Origin of the sequence: Thermoflexus hugenholtzii, from assembly GCF_018771565.1 — a bacterium.
GTDB classification, from domain to species: Bacteria; Chloroflexota; Anaerolineae; order Thermoflexales; family Thermoflexaceae; genus Thermoflexus; species Thermoflexus hugenholtzii_A.
Genome location: NZ_CP076326.1, coordinates 2,615,927 through 2,637,199, shown reverse-complemented (window position 1 = coordinate 2,637,199; position 21,273 = coordinate 2,615,927). Strand labels below are relative to the sequence as shown.

At 69.2% G+C, this 21,273-nt stretch carries 18 protein-coding genes; 11 read left to right on the top strand and 7 right to left on the bottom strand.

What is annotated here, in order from left to right:
* Positions 1-12 precede the first annotated feature (12 nt).
* The 10 genes from KNN16_RS11935 to KNN16_RS15210 all read left to right on the top strand — a co-directional run bounded on the left by KNN16_RS11935 (position 13) and on the right by KNN16_RS15210 (position 11,424).
* Positions 13-3,108 carry a hypothetical protein gene (locus tag KNN16_RS11935; RefSeq protein ID WP_303897148.1) on the top strand — a complete coding sequence of 1,032 codons (3,096 nt, stop codon included), beginning with the start codon at positions 13-15 and terminating at the stop codon, positions 3,106-3,108.
* Positions 3,109-3,231: 123 nt separating this feature from the next.
* Entirely contained in the window at positions 3,232-3,774 is a 543-nt protein-coding gene (locus KNN16_RS11930; protein WP_303897147.1) for an LPXTG cell wall anchor domain-containing protein, read from the top strand.
* Positions 3,775-3,990: 216 nt separating this feature from the next.
* Positions 3,991-4,998, top strand: a complete 1,008-nt coding sequence (gene cpaB, locus KNN16_RS11925; RefSeq protein ID WP_303897146.1) for a Flp pilus assembly protein CpaB — start codon at positions 3,991-3,993, stop codon at positions 4,996-4,998.
* A 41-nt stretch (positions 4,999-5,039) separates the two neighbouring features.
* Positions 5,040-6,248, top strand: coding sequence for a CpaE family protein (locus KNN16_RS11920; protein ID WP_303897145.1), 1,209 nt, complete (start codon positions 5,040-5,042; stop codon positions 6,246-6,248).
* Positions 6,249-6,282: 34 nt separating this feature from the next.
* Positions 6,283-7,686, top strand: coding sequence for a CpaF family protein (locus KNN16_RS11915; protein WP_303897144.1), 1,404 nt, complete (start codon positions 6,283-6,285; stop codon positions 7,684-7,686).
* Positions 7,687-7,696: 10 nt separating this feature from the next.
* Complete coding sequence (locus KNN16_RS11910; RefSeq protein WP_303897143.1) at positions 7,697-8,665, top strand: type II secretion system F family protein; 969 nt, start codon at positions 7,697-7,699, stop codon at positions 8,663-8,665.
* A 4-nt stretch (positions 8,666-8,669) separates the two neighbouring features.
* The gene (locus tag KNN16_RS11905; RefSeq protein WP_303897142.1) at positions 8,670-9,605 is read left to right on the top strand and encodes a type II secretion system F family protein; all 936 of its coding nucleotides are present in this window, start codon (positions 8,670-8,672) and stop codon (positions 9,603-9,605) included.
* A 40-nt stretch (positions 9,606-9,645) separates the two neighbouring features.
* Positions 9,646-10,434: a ComF family protein gene (locus tag KNN16_RS11900; protein ID WP_299285867.1), complete on the top strand. Its 789-nt coding sequence runs from the start codon at positions 9,646-9,648 to the stop codon at positions 10,432-10,434.
* Positions 10,403-10,945: a ribosome-associated translation inhibitor RaiA gene (gene raiA, locus KNN16_RS11895; RefSeq protein ID WP_299285864.1), complete on the top strand. Its 543-nt coding sequence runs from the start codon at positions 10,403-10,405 to the stop codon at positions 10,943-10,945. The genes KNN16_RS11900 and raiA overlap by 32 nt, the downstream gene beginning before the upstream one ends.
* A 17-nt stretch (positions 10,946-10,962) precedes the next feature.
* Positions 10,963-11,424 carry an iron chaperone gene (locus KNN16_RS15210; RefSeq protein ID WP_369685861.1) on the top strand — a complete coding sequence of 154 codons (462 nt, stop codon included), beginning with the start codon at positions 10,963-10,965 and terminating at the stop codon, positions 11,422-11,424.
* Between the two features lie 39 nt (positions 11,425-11,463).
* Here KNN16_RS15210 and KNN16_RS11885 read toward each other — a convergent pair whose 3' ends face one another.
* The 3 genes from KNN16_RS11885 to KNN16_RS11875 are packed head-to-tail and all read right to left on the bottom strand — an operon-like array spanning position 11,464 to position 16,975.
* Positions 11,464-11,886: an SH3 domain-containing protein gene (locus tag KNN16_RS11885; protein WP_303897140.1), complete on the bottom strand. Its 423-nt coding sequence runs from the start codon at positions 11,884-11,886 to the stop codon at positions 11,464-11,466.
* Positions 11,887-11,895: 9 nt separating this feature from the next.
* The gene (locus KNN16_RS11880; RefSeq protein WP_303897139.1) at positions 11,896-12,921 is read right to left on the bottom strand and encodes an MraY family glycosyltransferase; all 1,026 of its coding nucleotides are present in this window, start codon (positions 12,919-12,921) and stop codon (positions 11,896-11,898) included.
* 25 nt (positions 12,922-12,946) lie between these two features.
* Positions 12,947-16,975, bottom strand: a complete 4,029-nt coding sequence (locus KNN16_RS11875; RefSeq protein WP_303897138.1) for an N-acetylmuramoyl-L-alanine amidase — start codon at positions 16,973-16,975, stop codon at positions 12,947-12,949.
* A gap of 115 nt (positions 16,976-17,090) precedes the next feature.
* Between KNN16_RS11875 and KNN16_RS11870 the strand changes: the two genes are divergently transcribed.
* Positions 17,091-17,477: a thiol-disulfide oxidoreductase DCC family protein gene (locus KNN16_RS11870; protein WP_299285850.1), complete on the top strand. Its 387-nt coding sequence runs from the start codon at positions 17,091-17,093 to the stop codon at positions 17,475-17,477.
* Between the two features lie 55 nt (positions 17,478-17,532).
* Here KNN16_RS11870 and KNN16_RS11865 read toward each other — a convergent pair whose 3' ends face one another.
* The 4 genes from KNN16_RS11865 to KNN16_RS11850 all read right to left on the bottom strand — a co-directional run bounded on the left by KNN16_RS11865 (position 17,533) and on the right by KNN16_RS11850 (position 21,273).
* Entirely contained in the window at positions 17,533-18,876 is a 1,344-nt protein-coding gene (locus KNN16_RS11865; RefSeq protein WP_299285847.1) for an MFS transporter, read from the bottom strand.
* Positions 18,877-18,944: 68 nt separating this feature from the next.
* Positions 18,945-19,490 (bottom strand): transcription repressor NadR, encoded by a 546-nt coding sequence (locus KNN16_RS11860; protein WP_303897137.1) that lies wholly within the window; start codon positions 19,488-19,490, stop codon positions 18,945-18,947.
* An 11-nt stretch (positions 19,491-19,501) separates the two neighbouring features.
* Entirely contained in the window at positions 19,502-20,107 is a 606-nt protein-coding gene (locus KNN16_RS11855) for a cysteine hydrolase family protein (RefSeq protein WP_369685902.1), read from the bottom strand.
* Positions 20,108-20,262: 155 nt separating this feature from the next.
* On the bottom strand, positions 20,263-21,273 hold the full coding sequence (locus tag KNN16_RS11850; RefSeq protein WP_299285838.1) for an NAD-dependent epimerase/dehydratase family protein: 1,011 nt from the start codon (positions 21,271-21,273) through the stop codon (positions 20,263-20,265).

Here is a 21,273-nt window from a genome sequence, read left to right as displayed (position 1 = left end):
CGGGATCCGGAAATGCGGACGCACAAAGGTTGGCATCGAGTTGGGGCAACGCTTCTCATCGCGGGCGCCGGGTTCCTCGCCCTGCTGCTCCTCTTGAGCCGTCGGGCCGAGGCCGGCGTCCAGGTCCTTTCCCAGACCACGCTGGCGGATTTCAGCGCCGGGGAGTTCCTCCGCACCGGGCTGGCCGGCATGGGGGACGGCGCGGTCTCGCTGCTTCGGGCCGGCTTGAGCGGGGAGTGGATCACCACGGTGGTGACAGCGGGCCTGGTCCCCCGATGGGGCCACGCCGCGGTCTACACGAACGGGCGCATCTATGTGATCGGCGGGCTCCACGATGCCACCGTGGGCAGCGCCCTGACGCGCTCCATCGTGCAATCCGCCACGGTCCTGGGCGATCACAACCTCACGCCATGGGTCACCGTCACGACCAACCTCACCGGGATCTTCCCTCAGGGCACCGCCTATGGGGGAGCGGCGCAGGTCGGTTCTTTCCTGTATGTCATCGGCGGCAGGCGAGCGCCGAACCCGGACTTCGGAGTGGCCCAGCGTCAGGTGGCCTACGCCCGGGTGAACCCGGATGGCTCCCTCTCCCCGTTCACGGAGGCGGTCTCCCTGCCCGTCGGGCTGGAGAGCATGGCGACGGTGGCGTGGGCGGGATGGATCTACGTCCTGGGCGGGATCGATGAGAACCTCCAGGTGACCGACACCATCTACGTGGCCCGGCCGGATCCGACCACCGGCGCCATCACCGGCTGGACCCGCCTCACATGGACCCTGCCCTATCCCCTGTGGCGGCACGCCGCGGTGGCCGAGCAGGGCTATCTCTACGTGATCGGGGGGATGACGGGAACAAACAACGTGGAAAGCCCGCCCCTCTATGAGGTCTGGTTCGCGCCCCTGGGGGATGGGACGCTGCTGGGGCCCTTCACCCGCACCGAGCCCCTGGACAACAACCTGGTGGAGCTGGCGGCCATCGGCTACAACGGCCTGCTGCTCACCAGCGGGGGATTGCAAAGCAACCTCAGCGATGTCAGCCGCGACGTGCGGGCGGGAGCCCTGGCGGACAGCGGGGCAGTGATCACCTGGACGGCCACCAGCCTGATCACCCCACCCCGCAGCGCCCACGCCATGGTGGTGCTGCCGGACGGATGGGTGTATGTGATCGGAGGGCGCGGCCTGCAGGGCACCGACAGCATCCCCCTGACCCACATCAACGCCGGCCGCCTGAGCGCAGAGGGGGCAGGGCTCTTCCTCTCCAGCGGGCGCTACCTCGCCCCGCCTTTCCATCTGGACCGGCGGCGGCTGCTGCTGACCCTGGACCTTCAGTTCCTGCGCCCGCCCGGAACCGACGCCGCGGTCCGCATCCGATCCCAGGCCCAGGACGGCTTTCCGTGGAGCGACTGGAGCCCGTGGACGCCGCTCACCGGGACAGGAGAGGTCACCCTTTCCATCCCCCTCAATTTCTATGTCCAGTCCCTTCAGTATGAGGTGGCCCTCAGCACCACGAACCCTCTCACCGCGCCCTTCCTGCTCCGCGCCGATCTGCGCTACGAGGTCCCGGACAAGCCGCCTGCCTGGGTCAAGCAGGCGATCCCGCCAGAGGGCAGCGCGGTGCGACCCGGGGATCGGATCACTTACACGGTGATCCTGACCAACGACAGCGGGGCCACCCTCCACAACCTCCGGCTGACGGATGAGTTCCCCGCGGGGACCGCCTACGTGGCCGGGTCGGCCTCCGCCTCCGCAGGGCTCTCATGGACAGTCTCCGCCGGCGGGTGGGTGGGGGAAATGTCGGCCCTCGCCCCCGGGAGCGTCCTGACGTTCACTTTCGCGGTCACCGTGACCGCGGGGGGCGGCCAGATCCAGAACCAGGCCGTTTTGCAGACCGATGAGTTCGGGCTGCTCGCCGGCAACGTTGTCGTCCATCCGGTGACGGCGTTGACCGGCACCCTCACCGCCCTCCCGCCCGCCGGGAGCGTGGTCTTCCCGGGAGATCTGCTCACCTACACGCTGCGGGTGACCAACCCCGCGTCCGCTCCGCTGGGGGCGGTGCAGATCACCGGGCAGCTCCCCCTCGCCGTCGTTCCGCTTCCGAACAGCCTTCAGGTCACCGCGGGGTCGGTGTTCACGGGATCCTGGCCGGTCTTTCGCTGGGACCTGCCCGGCCTGGGCGCGGGGGAAACAGCCGCCCTGACATGGACGGTCCGGATCACGGACCCGATGTGGATCGAGGACGGGGCCTGGCTCACCGCCACGGCGGCCCTCTCCGGCGCCTCGTCCCTCCCGCTGGGGGCTGTCACCCACGTGGTGCGCCAGCCGTATGCCCTCCAGATCGTCAAGACCGACGATCGAAGCCAAGCGGACATCGAGGAGATCCTCCGCTACACCATTACCCTCACCAACACCGGCTGGGTGACGGTGACGGATCTTCGGATCACCGACACGCTGACCGGATGGCCGTGGATCACTTTTGTGGATCCGCCGGTGGAGGCCGGGCAGATGGTGATCACGCTCCCCGCCCTGGGACCCCGGGCGACGATCTCCTTCGTCCGGAGCGCTCAGATCAGCGTCTCCGCCAACCTCTCGGACGTGGTCGCCTTCACCAACACGGTCACCGCCCGAGCCTTCGGGGCAACGGGAGTGCCCCTGGCGGACCGCTTCGAGGCCTCCGACGTCACCGCCCTGGCCGGGCCCGACCTGGTGGCCGCCATCCTGCCGGGTTCCGTCGTTTTCGATGGGAGCACGGTCACCCTCACCGTGGTCGTCACCAATGTCGGTCCGGGAACCGCCCGCCCGCTGTCCAGCGTGAACCCGTTGTGCGCGCCCCACTGGGTGCTGGTGGGGTTCTGGGTGAACGACGCCGTTTACGCGGACTATCTCTCTCTGGGAGCGCATCGGCTGCCCCCGGGCGCCGCGGCCTCCCAGGTCTTCACGCTGCCGCTCACGAGGGCCGCCTCGATCCGCGCCATGGTAGATGCTTATGCGCTCGGCTTTGGCTTCCCCGGCCGGGGATGTGTGATGGAGACGCGGGAGGACAACAACGTCACCGCGCCGGTGATGGTGGGCGGATATCGGGTGTTCCTCCCTCTGATCCTGCGAGGTCCGTGAGCCGATCCGTGAATCCATCGGCTGCCTGGCGGTTCCGGACCAGGGCTTCCCAGCGTAGTCGGTTCGATGGTAAGATCCCCTCAGCCGGAGGCTGGCGGGATCGCATCCGGAGGGAGAAGGTCCATGGCGTGGGAAGGCGCTCGCGTTCAAAGAATGCATAGGTGGGCGCGCGGCGGGTTGCGAGCCGGGCTGAGCCTGGCGTTGGGGGTGGGTCTCGCCCTGGGGTGGGGCGATCGGGCCAGCGCCCAGTTCCCCACCCCGGGCCCGACGCCCACCCCGTTCCCGACGTGGACGCCCACCCCGGTGGCGACCCCGACGGAGACGCCGGTTCCTTCGCCCACGCCGACGCCTTCGCCCTCCCCCACGTTCACGCCGACGTCCACGCCCGTGCCTCCTACGCAGCCCCCTCCCACGGTAACCCCTATTCCCTCGCCGACGGTTTCTCCCATGCCCACCGCTACGGCAGTCCCAGCCCCCCCGCCTCCGCCCCCGGGTCCATCGGGGGGATCCGATACGGGGAGCCGCGGCGTGGCCACACCCGGTTTGGATGCCGCTCGGTTGCCGCGGACCGGCGGAGCGCTCTGGGGGCCGGTGGCAGGGGGCGGCCTGGCCTTGCTGGCGGCTTTGCTGGCGTGGCGCCGCCGGCGATCCCGGGGGCGGCAGTAGGTGCGAGGGCGCAACCGGGGGACAAAAGGCCTATACGGAAAATTGGAAAGGGCCTATAATATTCAGTAACCGGGTGGCTTTTGACGGCCCCACCCGCTCCCGAATCGGGGAGTAGTGGGGTGCCGGGTTGTGCAGAGGCTCGATGAGGGCGGGTTGCGATCCGGAGGAGGCGGTGTGCTGTGGAGGGTGGTAGGATCCTGAACCGGAGGCAGAGGGATGCGCCGGCGCAGAAATCGAACGTTGTTGCTGCTCATCCTGCTGATCCTGGTCCTGATGGGGGCCGCGCTGCTGCTCGTGCCCCGCTTCGCCGCGGGCCCGGCCCCGACGCCAACGCCCACACCCCCTTCGCTGAAGCCCATCGTCATCGCGGCCCAGAGCATCCCGCGCGGGGCGGTGATCACGGAGTCGGATGTCACCCTGCGGGGATGGCCGGTTGAGGTCCTGCCGGAGGGGGCTTTCGCGGATCCGAAGGAGGTGATCGGGAAGGTCGCCCGGGTGGACATCCCCCGGCAGAAGCCCATCGTGCCGGAGGACCTGACGGTGCGGCCCGCGGAGGCGGCGCGGCGGGGATCGGAGGCCAGTCTCTTCGTGCCGCCCGGGAAAGTGGCCTTCCCCATCCCGGCCGACGAGGCGGGGGCCGTCGCCTTCAACCTGGCGCCTGGGGATCGGGTGGACGTGCTGGTGACGTTCCGTCTGGTTCCAGTCAAGGCGACCGCCGATGGGGAGTTCCGCCCGCAGATCCTGGACGAAGATCTGTTCAATCGGTTGCGGGCCCTCGGGGTGGAGCCCGGCGCCGCGGCGCAGGCGGCCGTGGTGAAGCCGGAGCAGCAGGTGGAATTACGGGTCAGCCAGCTGGTCCTTCAGAACGTGGAGATCCTTTCCATCGGACCCTTTGAGCCTCCGCAGCCTCCGCCCCCGCCCGGGCCGACGCCGACGCCGGGTCCCGCGCCCACGCCCACTCCGATGCCGCGCCAGCGATATATCACGTTGCTGGTCGATCCGCAGGAGGCGTTGATCCTGCAGTGGCTGCGGGAATCCGGGGCGGTGGTGGACCTGGCCTTGCGCAACCCGACGGATAACCAGCTGGTGCGGACGGACCCGGTGACCCTGGGATGGCTGCTCCAGCGGATCGGGATCACTCTCCCGCCGCCCGGGCGCTTCGGCCTTGCCCTGGATACGATCCCGGGTTGTCCGGATGCGTTCGCCCGGGAGCCGTGCCGGTGAGCGGCGGGGGGACGGGAGTCTATATTGATTGAGGAGATCCGATGGCGGACGCGCGGATTCGCGTGCTGATTGTGGATGATGTCCCCGAGACGCGGGAGAACCTGAAGAAGCTCCTCATGTTCGAGCCGGACATCGAGGTGGTGGGGAGCGCAGCCACCGCGGAGGAAGGGATCCGGCTGGCGCGGGATCTGCAGCCGGACGTGGTTCTGCTGGACATCAACCTGCCCGGGATGAGCGGCATCGCCGCGGTGGAGCGAATCATGGAGGTCGCTCCCCTCACGCAGGTGGTCATGATGTCTGTGCAGAGCGACGCGGACTACCTGCGGCGGGCGATGCTGGCCGGAGCCCGGGACTTCCTCCCTAAGCCCTTCTCGGCGGACGAGCTGGTGGCCACGGTCCGTCGGGTGGTCCGGACCCGGCGGCCTCCGGCGGTGCTGCCGCCCGCAGGCCCGCTGGGGGTCGCGGCCGGGCCGGGCGGCGCGCGGGGGAAGGTGGTGGCCGTCTACAGCCCGAAGGGGGGCGTGGGGACCACGATGATCGCGGTGAACCTGGCGGTTGCCCTCCAGAAGCCGGATCGCAAGGTGGCCCTCATCGACGCTTCCCTGCCGTTCGGGGATGTGGGGGTGTTCTTGAACCTGCAGGGGCCTCGCCATCTGGCGGATCTGGCCCAGATGGATGAGGTGGATCCGGAGGCGTTGACCTTGACGATGCTCTCCCACGCCTCGGGGTTGAAGGTGCTGCTGGCCCCGCCCCGCCCGGAGCTGGCGGAGTATGTGACCGCGGAGGCGATGAAGCGCATCCTGGGGTTGGCCCGCGGTCTCTTCGACATCCTGGTCATCGACACAACGACCCAGCCCTCGGATCTCACGCTGCAGATCCTCGATGAGGCCGATCGGATCGTGCTGGTGGTGACGCCGGACGTGCCCACCATCAAGAACGCCCGTCTGTTCTTCGATGTGGCGGCCCAGCTGGAGTACCCGCCCCAGAAGACCCTGATGGTCCTCAACAAGGCCGACCGGCGCTTCGGGATCACGGCGGAGATGGTGGAGCAGGCCCTCAAGCACCCGGTGGTTGCCCAGATTCCCTGGGATGAGACGACGGTGTTGCAGTCGATCAACAAGGGCAGCCCGCTGGTCGCCCAGCGGGCCCGGCCCATCGCCCAGGCCCTCCTCCAGCTGGCCGGGCGGGTCGAGGAGGCGCTCTCCGCCGCTCCCGAGGTGGAGGAGGTCCGGCGGCGGACTGGCCGTTAGGAGGCTGTTCCCATTTGCTTTCCGGAGGTGAAGGATGTCGCTCCTGCGACGGATTCAGGGAAATCAGAGCTCTCCTGCAGCCGCGCCGAGCCCCGAGCCGGCGCGCCCGGGGCCGGCCCCGGAGCCTCCGCCGCCTTCCGCCCCCCGCCGGCCGTTGCCCACCACCACCGGCCTCCGGGACGCCTACGCGGATCTCAAAAGCCGGATCCAGAACAAGCTTCTCGCGGAGCTGGAGCCCACCCTGGATCTCTCCCGCACCGAAGAGCTGCGGGCGATGATCGAGGAGAAGTTCGACGCCGTCCTGGCGGAGGATCACATCGTCCTGAGCCGCCTAGAGCGCCAGCGGCTGTTCGAGCAAATCGTGGCCGAGATCCTGGGCTACGGCCCCCTGCAGCCTCTGCTCCAGGATGACACCATCACCGAGATCATGGTCAACGGCCCGAAGAAGGTCTACATCGAGCGCAACGGGAAGATCGAGCGGACGAACGTGGTCTTCGAGGACGACGAACATCTGATGCGGATCATCGAACGCATCGTCGCCCCCCTGGGCCGGCGGGTGGACGAGAGCATGCCCTACGTGGACGCCCGGCTGCCCGACGGCTCCCGCGTCAACATCGTGATCCCGCCGATCTCCCTGATCGGCCCGGTGGTGACCATCCGGAAGTTCTACCGCACCCCTCTCACGGTGGAGGATCTGATCCGCCTGGGCTCGGCCACGCCGGAGGTGATGGAGTTCCTGAAAGCCTGCGTCCAGGCGAAGATCAACATCGTGGTCTCCGGCGGGACGGGCTCAGGCAAGACCACCCTGCTCAACATCCTCTCCGGCTTCATCCCGGAGGGGGAGCGGATCATCACCATTGAGAACGCGGCGGAGCTGCAGCTGCGCCAGGAGCACGTGGTCACCCTGGAGACCCGTCCGCCGAACATCGAGGGGAAGGGCGAGATCACCATGCGGGATCTGGTGATCAACGCCCTGCGGATGCGCCCGGACCGGATCATCGTCGGGGAGTGCCGCGGGGGCGAGGCCTTTGACATGCTCCAGGCCATGAACACCGGCCACGAGGGCTCCATGACCACCATCCACGCCAACAGCCCCCGCGACGCCCTGGCCCGCCTGGAGAACATGGTGCTGATGGCCGGGACGGATCTCCCCCACCGGGCGATCCGGGAGCAGATCGCCATGGCCATCGACCTGATCGTCCAGACCGCCCGCATGCGGGACGGCTCCCGCAAGATCGTCTCCCTCACGGAGGTCCAGGGCCTGGAGGGAGAGGTGATCACCACTACCGAGCTTTTCAAGTTCGAGCAATACGGGATGGAAGGAGGGAAGATCGTCGGCCGGCTGGTGCCCACGGGGATCCGGCCGCGCTTCATTGACCGCCTGGAGGAGGCCGGCATCCGGCTGCCGCCCTCGATCTTCGGCATCGGGCGTCGATAGGGGGAAGGGGATGGCCTGGCAGACTTATGTGCTGATCGGCGGGGGCGCGCTGATCGTGATCCTCCTGCTCCTCTACATCTTCGGAGGGGAAGAGGAGGAGGTGGTCGAGCGGCTGGAACGCTACGCCGCTGCCCCGCCCGTGCGCCGGGGCGAGGGGCCATCCCGTCCGGCGCCCTCCCGCCGGGCCATTCCCCTCACCGAAAGCCTGAACCGGGCCATCGCCGGGCGGGGCTTCGCGGAGGACCTGCGCCTCCAGCTGGCCCGGGCGGATCTCAAGATCACCCCCGCGGAGTTCCTGGTCATGCAGATCCTCTCCGCGGGGCTCGGGCTCCTGCTGGCCCAGCTGATCTTCCGCTTCCTGCCGCTCACGCTGCTGGGGGCAGTGGCCGGCTTCTTCGCCCCCCGCTTGTATGTGGCCTGGCGCCAGCGGCGGCGGCTGCAGGCCTTCAACGCCCAGCTGGGGGACGCCATCAACCTGATGGTGAACGGCCTGCGGGCCGGCTACAGCGTCCTGCAGGCGATGGAGGCCGTGGCCCGGGAGCTCCCCCCGCCGATCTCCGTCGAGTTCGATCGCGTGGTCAAGGAGCAGCAGCTGGGCCTCTCCCTGGAACAGGCCCTCCAGAACATGCTCCGTCGGGTCCGCAGCGACGACCTGGAGATGCTGGTCACGGCGATCCTGATCCACCGCGAGGTGGGCGGGAACCTGGCTGAGATCCTGGACACCATCAGCTTCACCATCCGCGAGCGCGTTCGGATCCAGGGGGAGATCCGGGCGCTGACCGCCCAGCAAACCCTCAGCGGCTATGTCCTGATGTTCCTCCCCATCGCCCTGGGCCTGATCCTGTTCGGGATCAACCGCAACTACATGTTGAATTTCTTCAACAGCGGGATCCTGGGCTATTTTATGATCTCCTGCACCCTGGTCATGATGCTCATCGGTTACTTCGTGATCCGCCGGATTGTCCGGATCGAGGTGTAAGAGGATGTTGAGCCTGATCGTGGTTCTGGTCATCCTGGCCGTGGGGGTGATCGCGCTGGCCCTGGTGATCGGCCTGGGGGCTCCGCGGGAGGAGGAGGTGCTTCAGGCCCGGCTGGCGGAGTTCGCCGCCCGGGACGTGCCGGTGACCCTGGAGGACATCGAGCTTTCCATTCCTTTCACCCAGCGGGTCATCGTCCCCCTTCTCCGCCAGATCGCGGCCTTCATCACCCGGTTCACCCCGCAATCGATCATTGAGGACACCCGTCGCCGCCTGGAGCTGGCTGGCAATCCCACCCGCCTGGGGGCGGCGGAGTTCTTCGTGATGCGTCTGCTGGTCGGGCTGTTCCTCTTCGGCCTCCTCCAGGTGCTGCTGCTGCGGGCCCCGCCGCTCCAGCGGTGGGTTCTCAGCCTGGCCGTGGGCGGGCTGGGTTTTTACTTTCCCATGCTCTGGCTCAACCAGCAGATCGCCCGGCGCAAGCGGGAGATCCTCAAGACGTTGCCAGACGCCCTGGATCTCCTGGTGATCTGTGTGGAGGCCGGGTTGGGCTTCGACGCGGCGATGCAGAAGGTGGCGGAGCGCTGGAACAACGAGCTGGGGCGCGCCTTCGCCCGTGTCCTCCATGAGATCGCCCTGGGGCGCTCCCGCAAGGATGCCCTGCGGGATATGGCGGCGCGGGTGGATCTGCCGGAGATGACCACTTTCGTGGCCGCCATCATCCAGGCGGAGCAGCTGGGGGTGAGCATCGCCAAGGTGCTTCACATCCAGGCGGATCAGATGCGCCTGCGCCGCCGGCAGCGGGCGGAGGAGCTGGCCCGCCAAGCCCCGATCAAGATGCTGTTCCCGCTGGTCTTCCTGATCTTCCCCGCCATGTTCGTGGTCCTGCTCGGGCCGGCCCTGCTCATCGTGCTCAAGCAGTTCGGCGGCGGGTTCCTCCCTTAACGAAAAACCTCCGGGTTGATCTCTCGCTTTGGGGTAGGATGTGCGTCGGATCTCCTTCCCGGTCCGCCTGACCCTGCCCTTCCGCATCCTGGAGGAGGCGCTGGATCTCCTCTTCCCTCCGCGCTGTGCCGGTTGTGGGAGGCCGGGAGCCCTCTGGTGCGCCGCCTGCACGGCGGCGGTCATCCCGATTATGCCGCCGGTCTGCCCGGGCTGCGGGATCCCGTGGCCGGAGGGGGATCGCTGCCCCGCGTGCCGGACCGATCCGCTCCGGCTGGCGGGGATCCGCTCGGCCTGTCTCTATCAGGGACCCCTCCGCCGGGCGGTGCACCGGCTAAAATTCCATGGACGCTATGCGGTGGCCCGGGCCCTGGCCCCGCTGATGGCCGACGGCTGGGCCCGCTTCGCCCTGGAGGCCGACCTGCTGATCCCGGTCCCTGCCCACCGGGGGCGGGAGCGCCAGCGGGGGTATAATCAGGCCGCCCTGCTCGCGGAGGCCCTGGCCGAACACCTGAGCCTCCCCGTGCGCCCGGAGGCGCTGCGGCGCGTGCGGGCCACGCCCTCCCAGGTGGGGCTGGACCACCTCGCGCGACGGGCGAACGTGCAGGGGGCTTTCCAGGCCGATCCCCGCTGGATCGCGGGCAGGCGGGTGGCGGTGATCGACGATGTGTGCACCAGCGGGGCCACCCTGGAGGCCTGCGCAGCGGCCCTCTATCAGGCCGGCGCGGTCGCGGTATGGGGGTTCACCCTCGCGCGGGTGATCCGACAAAGATCCCTTTCGATCCCCTTAGGAGGAGCCTATGGAGCTGATCGTGCGGGGACGGAACATTGAGATCACGGAGGCCATCGAGGCCTACGCGCGCAAGCGGATCGCACGGCTGGAGCGCTTCCTGCCCACGATCTCGCAGGCCGAGCTGGAGCTGGCCCAGGAGAACACCCGTAGCCGGGATCAACGTCAAATCGCGCAGCTCACCCTGCGGATGACGCCGGGCCTCCTCCTCCGGGCCGAGGAGCGCCACGCGGATCTCCTGGCGGCCATCGACCTGGTGGTGGACAAGATGGAGCGGCGCATCGAGCGGTTTAAGGGGCGGCGGGAGGGGCGCGCGCGGGCCGGCGCGGAGGAGACCGCCCCAACCGCGATCGGGGAAACCGAAGAGGGCGGCCGGATCGTGAAGATCAAGCGGTTCGAGGTCACGGCGATGACGCCGGAGGAAGCCATCGAGCAGATGGAGCTGCTCGGCCACGACTTCTTCATCTTCTACAACCCGGAGACCGCCAGCATCAACGTGGTCTACCGCCGGCGGGACGGCCATTACGGCCTGATCCAGCCGGAGCTGGCGTGAGCGGGAGGAGACCCCCGATGCCGGGGAAGAAGAAGAAAACGAAGGGCTCACGGGAGACCAGCCGGAAGACCGCCGGGGGGTTTACCGCCGAGGAACGGGCCGCGATGAAGGAGCGCGCTCGGGAACGGAAGGTGCCTGACAAAGCAGAGGGAGAAGGTGCCGTCTTAGCGAAGATCGCGGAGATGCCTGAGCCGGATCGCACGATGGCGACGCGGCTTCATCCCATCATCCGGGCTCATGCGCCCGATCTCTCCCCGCGGCTCTGGTATGGCATGCCGGCCTATGCTCGCGGCGGCAAGGTGATCTGCTTCTTCCAGGGCGCCTCCAAATTCCAAACACGGTATGCGACCCTGGGTTTCACCGATGCGGCGCGCCTGGATGAGGGAGCGATGTGGCCCGTCGCGTTTGCGTTGAGGGGGATGTCCGAGGCGGAGGAGGCCCGCATCATAGCGCTCATCCGGAAGGCGGTCGGCCTGTAAAGGACCTGCTCAAGGAGCCTGCGCCCGGAACCCGCTTTTCTACGGCGAAGAGAGGGGCTCCGGGGCCAGATAGGGCTCCGCCACCCATCCTTCCATACCTCCCTCCTCCGTTCGCGCCCGATACCAGCGGAGGCCGTCCGCTTCCTGGGGCTCCGGGAAGACCCATAACCGGGTGCCCTCCGGGAGCACCGCGACGGTCGGATGGTTCAGCCCCGGGCCCTCCCGGAGCCGCAGCCCGAGCCCCCCCGTCCCCGCCACGCGCATCCACCGCCCCTCCGGTGTGGGGGTGAGGAGGAGGGAAGGAGCCGGCGTCCCGCCGGGCTGCGGCGTCCGGGTGATCAGGATCAGCCGGGCGGGCTGGGTAGGGGGAATGGATCGAGCGGCCGGGCGCACCCGGGCCAGCCCGATCCCTAAGCTGAGGAGGAAGAGCCCGACGAGCAGGATCGGAAGCCCGCGTCGCATCCGCAGCCCTCACCGCCTGGTGGGCGGCTCGAAGAAGGGGGGCTGCTCCAGGCGCCAGAGGGCCCACAGGGCGAAGCCCGCCACCAATCCCCCGATCAGGTAGCTCTCCAGCGCCCCCGCCATGGCGACGAACATCGCCAGCACCCCCAGGGTCACCTGAGCCAGATACAGCGTCAACACCGCCTCCCGATGGGTCAGCCCCGCCCGCACCAGCCGGTGGGAGAGATGATCCTTCCCCGGCGTGGTCAGCGGGTTGAGGCCCCGCCGGAGCCGCGAGAGCACCACCAGGGCGGTGTCGAAAATGGGGATCCCCAGGACCAGCACCGGGACCATCCAGGTGACGAAGGCGACGTTGTTGGGGAAGCGGAGCTTGATCCCCAGAACCGCCATCAGGAACCCCAGGAACAGGCTCCCGGCATCCCCCATGAAAATCGAGGCCGGGTTGAAGTTGTAGCGCAGGAAGCCGATGCAGGCCCCCAGGACGGCGGCGGCCAGGGCACCCACCAGATACTGGCCGTTCAGGGCGGCCAGGAGCAGGAAGAAGGCCGCGGCCACCGCACCGATCCCCCCCGACAGGCCGTCCATGTTGTCGATGAGGTTGAAGGCGTTGGTGATCCCGACCAGCCAGAGCAGCGTCACCAGGAGGTTCAGGATCGGCCAGGGGAAGAGGGAGACGGTCACGCCCGTCGCCATCACCGCGCCGGCGATGAGCACCTGGCCGGCCAGCTTGATCAACGGGCGCATCCCCCAGCGGTCATCCCAGATCCCCAGGAACGAGATGGCGGTGGCCCCCGCCAGGATCCCGGCCAGCTGGGGAAGGTTGTAGCGGCCCTCGAAGAGCAACAGGGCCAGCAGCACGGCCAGGTAAAGGGCGAGGCCGCCCAGCAGCGGGATGGGCCGCGTGTGCAGCTTGCGCGGGGCCGGACGATCCACCATCCCCACGCGGACGGCCACCGCGCGGGCCACCGGCGTCATCACTAGGGCGATGGCGAGGGCGCCGAGGAAGATCACCAGCCAGGCCGTCTGCGCACGCATCCCTTCCCGCCTCCCCTCCGGGGCATTACCGGCAGACCTGCAGGCTCACGGCGTCGATCACCGCCGCGCTGCCCGGACGGCTCCCATTATTGTAAACGCCGATGGTCAGGGTGAGGATCTGGCCTGCATAGGGCGTGAGGTCCAGGCTCACCGGCTCCCACGCTCCGGTGTTCGCCGAGTCGACCAGCAGCGGGATCCATTCATTTCGGGCGTTCCGGAAGCCAATGTAGAAGCGATCGCCACTCTCCCGGATCTGAGGCAGACGCCACAGGCTCAAGGTGGCCCGGCTTCCATCCAGGCTCACCCGTTGCCAGAGGGTGGCATAGGAGGGGGAGGTCGCCTGCAGGTCCCCCAGGCGGACCGCCCACTGTCCCTCGTAAACCGGGCTCTGGACCCGGGCGATGGGCGCCGTTGGGTTGAGGATCTGCCAGGTCCCTGTTAGATCCGTCTCGAAGCCTCCGTTGACCAGGCGTTCCCCACAGGTCGGAGGGGGTGGCGGCGGGGGAGCGGTCTCCGCCCCGCGCATCACCAGAGGCAGGAAGACCTGACCGGCAGGCGGCGTCCCCCCCGCCACATAGAACCGCACCGGCGGAGGGGTCCCGGAGAGATTACCTGCCGCGTCGAAGGCGGCGACCGTCCACTGATATTCCCCAGGAGCCAGGTTGGCCAGGAAGGGCGGCGCAGTTACCGTGAAGCGGGCGGTGTTGATCAGCACCACGTATCCGGCCGGCGTCTCGGCGCCCGTAGGCGTCCACTCCATCCGGACCGGCGGGGTGTAGGTCATCGTCACCGTGGGGGTGATCAGGACCGGTGTCCCCGGCGGCGTGCGGTCCAGGGTGAAGGTCACCGCAGCGGGGGTGGGATCCACGATGGTGCCCCGGACCGCCCGGGCCAGCACCCCATACGTTCCATCCGCCAGATCCGAAGGCGGGGACCAGGACCAGGTGAGGCGGCCGGTGGCGGTCAGCCAGACCGGCCCGGCCCCCCAGCCCGAACCGTTCCACCACTGCTGGTCGCTCGTCCGCTGGAGCGCGACCTGAACCGCCGTGACATCCGACGGCGAGGCCGTCCCGGCGATGATGGGGATCCGGTTCAGCAGCGCGTTGGGGGTCGGCGCGGTGATGGTCGTCTCCGGCGGGGCCCCGCAGGCCAGCATCGCGTTCAGGAGGCGGTCCAGCAGCGCGGCTCGGGCGCTTATGGGCCAGGCGCTCTCCAGCGGGAACCCGAAGACGGCCACCTGGGGGCAGGGCGCGCCGAAAAAGGTGGCCGCCGCCCGTCCGTCCGGATACTGCATCAGGATCTGGGCTTCGGGACCCGGCGTCAGCACGTCCGGCGTGGTCACCCGGTGGCTGCCCATCGTCCCGTCGTCCAGCGTGAGATCGCCGATGCCGTCCAGCAGCCCGCCCGAGACCGGGCGCGCGGTTCGGGTCCCTGCGTCGTCGGCGGAGAACCCGGCCCGCAGGACGTCCCGCAGGAAGCCCGGATCTCGCTGGCTCAGGTCCTGGCCGACGTTCGAGCCGCTGAGGATCAGGCGGCCTCCGTTGCTGAGATAGGTCCGCAGCCGGGCCCGCGCCGCGTCGTCCAGGGTGGGCTCCGAGAAGCCCTCCTCTCCGAGGGCCCAGATCACCGCGGCGTATCCCTCCAGGGGGAGCGCGCCGCTGGCGACGGCTTCATCGGTCGCGCCATCGAAAGGCAACGAGAGGGCGCGGCCGATCCCCGCCAGGGCGTCGAAGCCGTTCATCCGGGCGAGGGGCATCCGGGTCACGAGGCCCAGGCTGCCGCCCAGATCCTCCACGGGCCGCATGGCCGCGTCCAGCCGGTCGAACCCGTCCACGATCAGCAGGCGCGGGGCACCCCACGGCCCTACCCGGACCCCGACGGCCGGCGTGGGGAAGGACTCGCCGCCTGCGTTCACGCCCGTCACCCGGAAGAACACCGTCCTCCCCTCCGGCAGGCCGGAGAGGGTCCACGTGGTGCCGTTCACCAGCACTCCGTCGCTCCACGCGAACCCATCGGTGCTGGTGTAGACCTTGTAGGCCGTGGCCGGGTGCCCCAGGAGGACGCCGCCGTCGCTGGGGGAGGGCTGCCAGGAGAGGGTCACCTGGCCCGGCCCGGTCTGGCGGGCGACCGGGGCCTGGGGAGGCTCGGGGAGGAAGACCGGGGTGCGGCCGTCCCGCTGGGCGTAGTAGCGCACGATCCCCTTGTAGATCGCCCGGGCCACGATCTGCGCGAAACGAGGATCTTTCAGGGCCGCCGCGTCCTGAGGGTTGTCGTGGAACGCCACCTCCATCAGGACGCCCGGCATGGTGGAGAGCAGGCGCAGCTCCCCCAGGTTGGCCTGTTTCTTCCCCCGGTCGATCCAGTTCGGATCCCACGCCGCCCGCAGGTCCTGGATGACCTGGGTGTGCACGGCGTTCTGCAGCTCCAGGCTGCCCGGCGTGCGCCGGTAGTTCGGGTCGCTGTTGTCGTAAACGTAGGACTCCGTCCCGCGCAGCGTCCCGTTGTAGGCGTTGGTGTGGAAGGAGAAGTAAACCGGGTCGTCGAAGGGCTCCCGCTCCCACTCGGCGTAGCGAGGTCGGGCGGTGACGTCGTCGATGGCGTCGCCGCAGGCGCTGAAGGTGCTGCACTGGAAGGGGTCATAAACCGAAGGGGGGGCACCCTGATACTTGGCCCAGTAGCGGGCCGCCTCCTCCCACCGGGGCCGCCCGCTGGGCCCGGGGCTGGGCGGCGGTCCATCCCCCAGGACGGTGCCCATTCCCCCACCGATCCGGACCGCGTCGGCGATCACCACCCGGTTCAGGTTCTCCGGCCGGTCGGTGCGGTTGGTGAGGATGACCCGGGCGGGTTGCCCGCCCCGGAAGGGGAAGGTGCCCAGGTAGCGCCAGGTGTAGCCGTGGCCCTGCTGGTTGATGCGGACCTCGCTGCGCCCGCCCGCGTGCTCGATCAGGAACTGGGCGTCCGTGCTCCGATTGGAGCCGCTGGCATACCACGCGTAAACCGCGTAAAGGCCATCCCGGGGTGGGATGAGGGTCCACACGGCCATCGCCGTGGCCGTCCCCAGCGCGGTGAGAGCGGTGCGATAGGTGCCGCCGTTGTAGCCGGGAAGGGTGCCCGGAGACCACGGGCCCTGTTCCTGATACGTGGCGGGGTTGTCGTTGTCGGCGATCCCCTCCCATGTGTTCATGTCCCGTTCGCGCACCGGCCAGACGTCCGCGCCGGCGTTGTAGAGATACTGGATCAGGAACTGGTTGACGACCTCCGCGTTGTTGAGGTCCTCCACCAGCCCGTTGGTGTTGCCCCGTTGGGTCAGCCATCGGCCTCCGGGGGCATACCAATACCAGCCGTGCCCGGCGCTGAGGTAGATCGCCTTCCCGCTGAGGAAGCCGGAGGCCTGAGGGCGGCTGTAGGCCGGCGGGCCGGAGACGCTTAGCGGCTGCAGGGTCTCCCCGCTCGCCTTCGCCAGCTCTGTCGGTTTGTTCAGGGGCGGAGGCTCTCGGAGGAACCCGGAGAGGGCATAGAACCGCCCGTCGGCCGGGTTGCGGGCCATCACCTGCACGTTCTGCACCCCGAAGGGCTCCAGATGCCGCAGGAACAGGTAAAGGGCCTGGTCCACAGTCCACGGGCTGAGGACAGGATCCTGCGGAGCGGTTCGCTCCAGGTAAGCGGCAGGCAGCTCCAGATAGAGGGTGAGGATCGTTCCGGACCACTGGAAGCTGGCCAGGCGCGCCCCGGTCGGGAGCGGGGACCAGAGGCCGGCGGCCCGCTCCTCCGGGGTGGGGCCGGCGATCAGGGCCTGCAGGCGCAGGGAGAGGCGATCGGTGATCGAGGCGGCCGCCTGCGGGAACGCGCGGGAGACGCAGCGAACCCGGCTGTCCCATGGGTCCATATAGAAGCACACGGAGGCGCCTTCGGACTGCGGGCGGACGACGGCGGCCATCCCCCGCCAGGCCAGCCCCAGCAACAGGAGGCTCAGGAACCCCCCACCCAACAGAAGCGCCGCACCGACCCGCCGGAGGCCCGAAGCCCTTCTGGACCGCTGGACATCCCTGTCCATCCCACCTCCCGCCGGGCGACCCGATTGGATGCTTCTCAGTGAGTGTAGCCGAGCCGGGGCGTGCCTGCAACCGACGCGACGGCAGTATGCTTGGAGGGAAGGGGAGGTGGGAGCGATGGGGGAGATCGTGCTGATCTTCGATGGACGGTGTGGCTTCTGCACCCGCGCAGCCCGCTGGATCCGGCGCTGGGACCGACGGGGGCGGGTCCGGCTGGTGCCCTGCCAGCGGCCGGGCGCGCCGGAGCGCTACGGCTTGACCCGGGCGCAGTGCGAGGAGGCGGCCTGGGCGATCACCCCCGATGGGCGGCGCCATCGGGGCGCGGCGGCGGTCCTGGCCGCCCTGGGCGGTGCCCTCGGCTGGCCGGGGCTCCTTCGGCTCTATGCTTTCCCTCCGATCCGGTGGCTTGCGGACGGCCTATACGAGCAAATCGCCCGGCATCGAGGGCGATTGCCCGGCGTGCGCCCGTATTGCGAGGAGCATCCGGAGGAGTGCGGCGCGTAGCGGCGGGACGAATGGGCGGGGAGATCCAGGACGGTCTCCCCGCCCGTTTCCCGGCTTATCGAAGCTCTCCCACCACGTCCGCCAGCGGTTGGCCTTTGGTCTCGTAAGGCAGGGAGAGGGCGGCCAGCCCGGAGAGGACGTAGGCGGCGGCGAAAACCGTGAGGGCCAGCGGCATCGAGACCCCCAGCAGATATCCGCCGAGGGTGGGGGCCAGGGCGCCGGCGATGCGGGTCATCCCGCTGGCCGCGCCCATCCCCGTGGTGCGCAGCTGGGTGGGGTAGGCCTCCGGGGTGTAGGCGTAGAGGGCGCCCCAGGCTCCCAGGGCGAAGAAGGACATCCAGATCGCCGCCGCGACGTAGGCGGGCAGCGAGACCGCCACGGCGAAGAGATACGTGAAGATACCGCTGGCGATCAGATACAGCCCCAGGGTCATCCGCCGCCCGAGGCGCTCCACCAGATAGGCCGCCGAGAAATAGCCCGGCAGCTGGGCCAGGGTCAGGATGAAGATGTATTCATAGGACCGCAGGAAGGTCATCCCCCGCTGCACGAAGAGGCTGGGCAGCCAGGTGAACACCCCGTAGTATCCGAGGGAGATGCCGAACCAGATCAGCCAGAGCAGCGCGGTGGTGCGGGTGTAAGGTTGACGCCACAGATCGCCCACGCTCACCTGCGGCGCGGGCGGGACGACGAGGCGGATGTCCTCGGGCAGCGCGGCTCCGTTCTCCCGGGCCACCTGGCGCAGGATCGCCCGGGCCTCCTCCTCCCGGCCGTGCACCAGGAGGAAGCGAGGGGACTCGGGGACGTAGCGACGGATCCAGAAAACGATGAGGCCGGGCAGGGCGGAGATGGCCAGCAGCGGCCGCCAGCCCACCCGGGGCACGATCAGCCAGGCCAGGCCGGCCGCGACCAGGGCGCCCAGGGCCCAGAAGGCCTCCAGATACACCAGGTAGCGCCCACGCTGCTTGCGGGGGAGATACTCGGCGAAGATCGCATAGTCCACCGGCAACGTGCCGCCCACGCCGAAGCCGGTGAGGGCTCGCAGGAGGACCAGGGCGGCGAAGTTGGGGGAGAAGGCTGACAGCAGGCCGAAGCCGGAGTCGATGAGCACCGTGAGGATGAACCCCAGCTTCCGGCCGATGCGGTCGGAGAGGGTGCCCCAGAACCAGGCCCCGGCCAGCATCCCGAGGAAGATGGCGGTGCCCAGGAGGCCGGCCTGGGCGGTGGTCAGCTTCCACTCCTGTCGGATGGCCGGCAGGGCGAAGGAGATCAGCAACACCTCCATCGCGTCGGCCGCCCACCCTGCCCCGCAGATGGCCATCAGCTTGTATTGAAAGCGGCCGAGGCCTACCCGATCGATGGCCTCCTCGAAGGTCCAGGTTGCTGGAGCGGCGGTGGTCATGGGAAGACCTCCTGCCGAAGTTTCACGCTCCGAAAAGGTGGCGTTTGGGTTCGGCCCATCGGGCCTTCTTATTCGACCAGATAGCCGCGCTGACGGAGGGCCTCCCGGGCGCGGGCCAGCAGCTCCGGGCTTCGGGCCTCCAGGGTGTGCAGGTGGAGCCCCTCCGTGAGCTCGCTCAGCAAGCGGGCGCCGGTCCGGCGGACGGCCTCTATGAACTGGCGGACGTCCTCCCGGGAGGCCACGTGGAGGCTGCCCCGCAGCTCCCCGTAGATGGGGTGCTCCACGATGACGTCCACGACCTTCACCCCCAGGTCCACCAGCAGCGTGAGCTCGTCCTCGGTCTGCTCAGGGGTGTGGCGGACCGCCACCAGGGTGCGGTGGGCGGGATGGGCGCGTGGGAGGAGATACCCGCGGGGGGTGGCGAGGATCTCCACCCCGGCCGCCCGCAGCACCGCGATGTCCTGCACGATGAGCTGCCGGCTGGCTCCCAGCCGGCGGGCCAGCTCCGTCCCGGTGAGGGGACGGTCGGCCGCTTGCAGGAGCTCCAGGAGGCGGGCCCGGCGTGCTTCCGGGCCCGCCGGCCGCTCGGCGATGGGCTGCTTCCGGAGGGCCATGTCCTTCCTCTTCAGGCTGCCGCAGGCGCGCGCACCCGCAGGGCATCCACCGTGGTCAGGGTGCCCCGGAACAGGAAGGCCGTCTGGCGGTTGGCGGCCTCCATGTCGAAGGGGTGCAACGCTGAGGTGGCATCCACCGGGATGATGACGTGGAACCAGCGCAGGGCCGCGCTGGCCGCGGTGTAATGCACGCAGATGCTGGCCACCGTCCCGCAGATCACCAGATCCCGGATGCCCCGCAGCCGCAGCTCATGCTCCAGAGGCGTCCCGTAGAAGGCATCGTAGCGGCGCTTGGGCAGCACCAGCTCCCCTTCCTGAGGCTTCAGCTCCTCCACGATCTCCCATCCCCACGTCCCGGCTACGCAATGTTCCCCCCAGATGGGGAACTCAGGGTCCCCGGGATAGTGAGTGTCCTGGGTGAAGACGACGAACATGCCGCCGGAGCGGGCCATGTCCAGGAGCCGCCGGATGCGGGGGACCGTCGCCGGGGCGTCAGGGACGAAGAGCTTACCCTGAGGGTGGACGAAGTCGTTCTGCATATCCACCACGATCAGCGCGGTGGTTCGGGGATCCACCTCCACCGAGGGCGCCAGCGAATACTCGGGCACCTCCACCATCCGCCCCATGGGGTCCTCCTTTTGTCGAGACATTTGACAAGTCATCTGTCATGACAGATTTTAGGCCAGGGGGAAGGATCCGTCAAGCGGCCGGGGGATTCGGGACATGGTAGGGCAACTGCGAGCAGTTGCCCTACATTGCTGGGGTCCCGGGTTCAGGAGCGGAGGGCTGGGGAGGCCCTGGAGGGCCCTTCCCCGTGAGCCTGATACCATTCCCATGCCCGCCGGATGGCCTCGCGGACCGGGATCTCGGGGCGGTAGCCCAGCTCGGCCTCGGCCTTGCGTCCATCGCACCAGATGAAGTGGGCGCTCAGCCAGAGCTGGTCTGGACCCACGGGCAGGGGGAGCCCGAGGGCCGCGGCGAGGCGGGCGGCCTCCGCCAGGGCTTTCACGATCCGGCGCGGAAGCACGCGGGAGGGGGCCGGGACGCCCACCACCTCGGCGATCTGTTGGGCCAGATCCCGGTAGGTCAGGTTCTCGCCGCCCAGGATGTAGCGCTCCCCGGGCCGCCCGTATTGCAGGGCCAGGAGGTGCCCTCGGGCCACGTCCTCCACCGCCACCACGTTCACCCCGCCGGGGGGGAGGGCGGGCACACGTCCCCGGGCCATCTCCAGGATCAGGCTCCCGGAGATGCGGTGGTGGTCGCGAGGGCCCAGGATGACGGAGGGGTTCACGATGACCACGTCCAGCCCCTGGGCGACGAAGACCCGGGCGATGGCCTCGGCCATCGCCTTGCTGTATCCGTAGAGGAAGCGTCCCGGCGGCAGGTTGTAGGGATGGTCCTCGGTCAGCAGGGTTCCATCGGCCGGCACCCCCAGGGCGGCCAGGGAGCTGGTCAGCACCACCCGCCGGATGTTCATCTCCCGGGCGACGGCGAGGACGTTCCGCGTGCCCTCGATGTTGACCCGCAGGATCTGCTCCCCCGGGGTGCGCCAGTAAGCGGAGACCGCGGCGGTGTGGAAGACCACTTCACAGCCCACCATAGCCGGCCGCAGGCTCTCCGGCTCGAGCACATCCCCGATAGCGTGCTCCACATCCAGGTCCTCCACCGCCTTCAAGGAGGACGTGGCCCGCCGCAGGATCCGCACCGTCCATCCTTGCTGACGAAGATAGGCGGCCAGGTTCGCCCCGACAAAGCCCGTCCCCCCGGTGATCAGCGCCCGCAT

Excerpts from the sequence above, each read along its gene's own strand:
- KNN16_RS11935 (WP_303897148.1), top strand. The coding sequence starts at position 13 with ATGCGGACGCACAAAGGTTGGCATCGAGTTGGGGCAACGCTTCTCATC.
- KNN16_RS11930 (WP_303897147.1), top strand. The coding sequence starts at position 3,232 with ATGGCGTGGGAAGGCGCTCGCGTTCAAAGAATGCATAGGTGGGCGCGC.
- cpaB (WP_303897146.1), top strand. The coding sequence starts at position 3,991 with ATGCGCCGGCGCAGAAATCGAACGTTGTTGCTGCTCATCCTGCTGATC.
- KNN16_RS11920 (WP_303897145.1), top strand. The coding sequence starts at position 5,040 with ATGGCGGACGCGCGGATTCGCGTGCTGATTGTGGATGATGTCCCCGAG.
- KNN16_RS11915 (WP_303897144.1), top strand. The coding sequence starts at position 6,283 with ATGTCGCTCCTGCGACGGATTCAGGGAAATCAGAGCTCTCCTGCAGCC.
- KNN16_RS11910 (WP_303897143.1), top strand. The coding sequence starts at position 7,697 with ATGGCCTGGCAGACTTATGTGCTGATCGGCGGGGGCGCGCTGATCGTG.
- KNN16_RS11905 (WP_303897142.1), top strand. The coding sequence starts at position 8,670 with ATGTTGAGCCTGATCGTGGTTCTGGTCATCCTGGCCGTGGGGGTGATC.
- raiA (WP_299285864.1), top strand. The coding sequence starts at position 10,403 with ATGGAGCTGATCGTGCGGGGACGGAACATTGAGATCACGGAGGCCATC.
- KNN16_RS15210 (WP_369685861.1), top strand. The coding sequence starts at position 10,963 with ATGCCGGGGAAGAAGAAGAAAACGAAGGGCTCACGGGAGACCAGCCGG.
- KNN16_RS11885 (WP_303897140.1), bottom strand. The coding sequence starts at position 11,886 with ATGCGACGCGGGCTTCCGATCCTGCTCGTCGGGCTCTTCCTCCTCAGC.
- KNN16_RS11880 (WP_303897139.1), bottom strand. The coding sequence starts at position 12,921 with ATGCGTGCGCAGACGGCCTGGCTGGTGATCTTCCTCGGCGCCCTCGCC.
- KNN16_RS11875 (WP_303897138.1), bottom strand. The coding sequence starts at position 16,975 with ATGGACAGGGATGTCCAGCGGTCCAGAAGGGCTTCGGGCCTCCGGCGG.
- KNN16_RS11870 (WP_299285850.1), top strand. The coding sequence starts at position 17,091 with ATGGGGGAGATCGTGCTGATCTTCGATGGACGGTGTGGCTTCTGCACC.
- KNN16_RS11865 (WP_299285847.1), bottom strand. The coding sequence starts at position 18,876 with ATGACCACCGCCGCTCCAGCAACCTGGACCTTCGAGGAGGCCATCGAT.
- KNN16_RS11860 (WP_303897137.1), bottom strand. The coding sequence starts at position 19,490 with ATGGCCCTCCGGAAGCAGCCCATCGCCGAGCGGCCGGCGGGCCCGGAA.
- KNN16_RS11855 (WP_369685902.1), bottom strand. The coding sequence starts at position 20,107 with ATGGTGGAGGTGCCCGAGTATTCGCTGGCGCCCTCGGTGGAGGTGGAT.
- KNN16_RS11850 (WP_299285838.1), bottom strand. The coding sequence starts at position 21,273 with ATGCGGGCGCTGATCACCGGGGGGACGGGCTTTGTCGGGGCGAACCTG.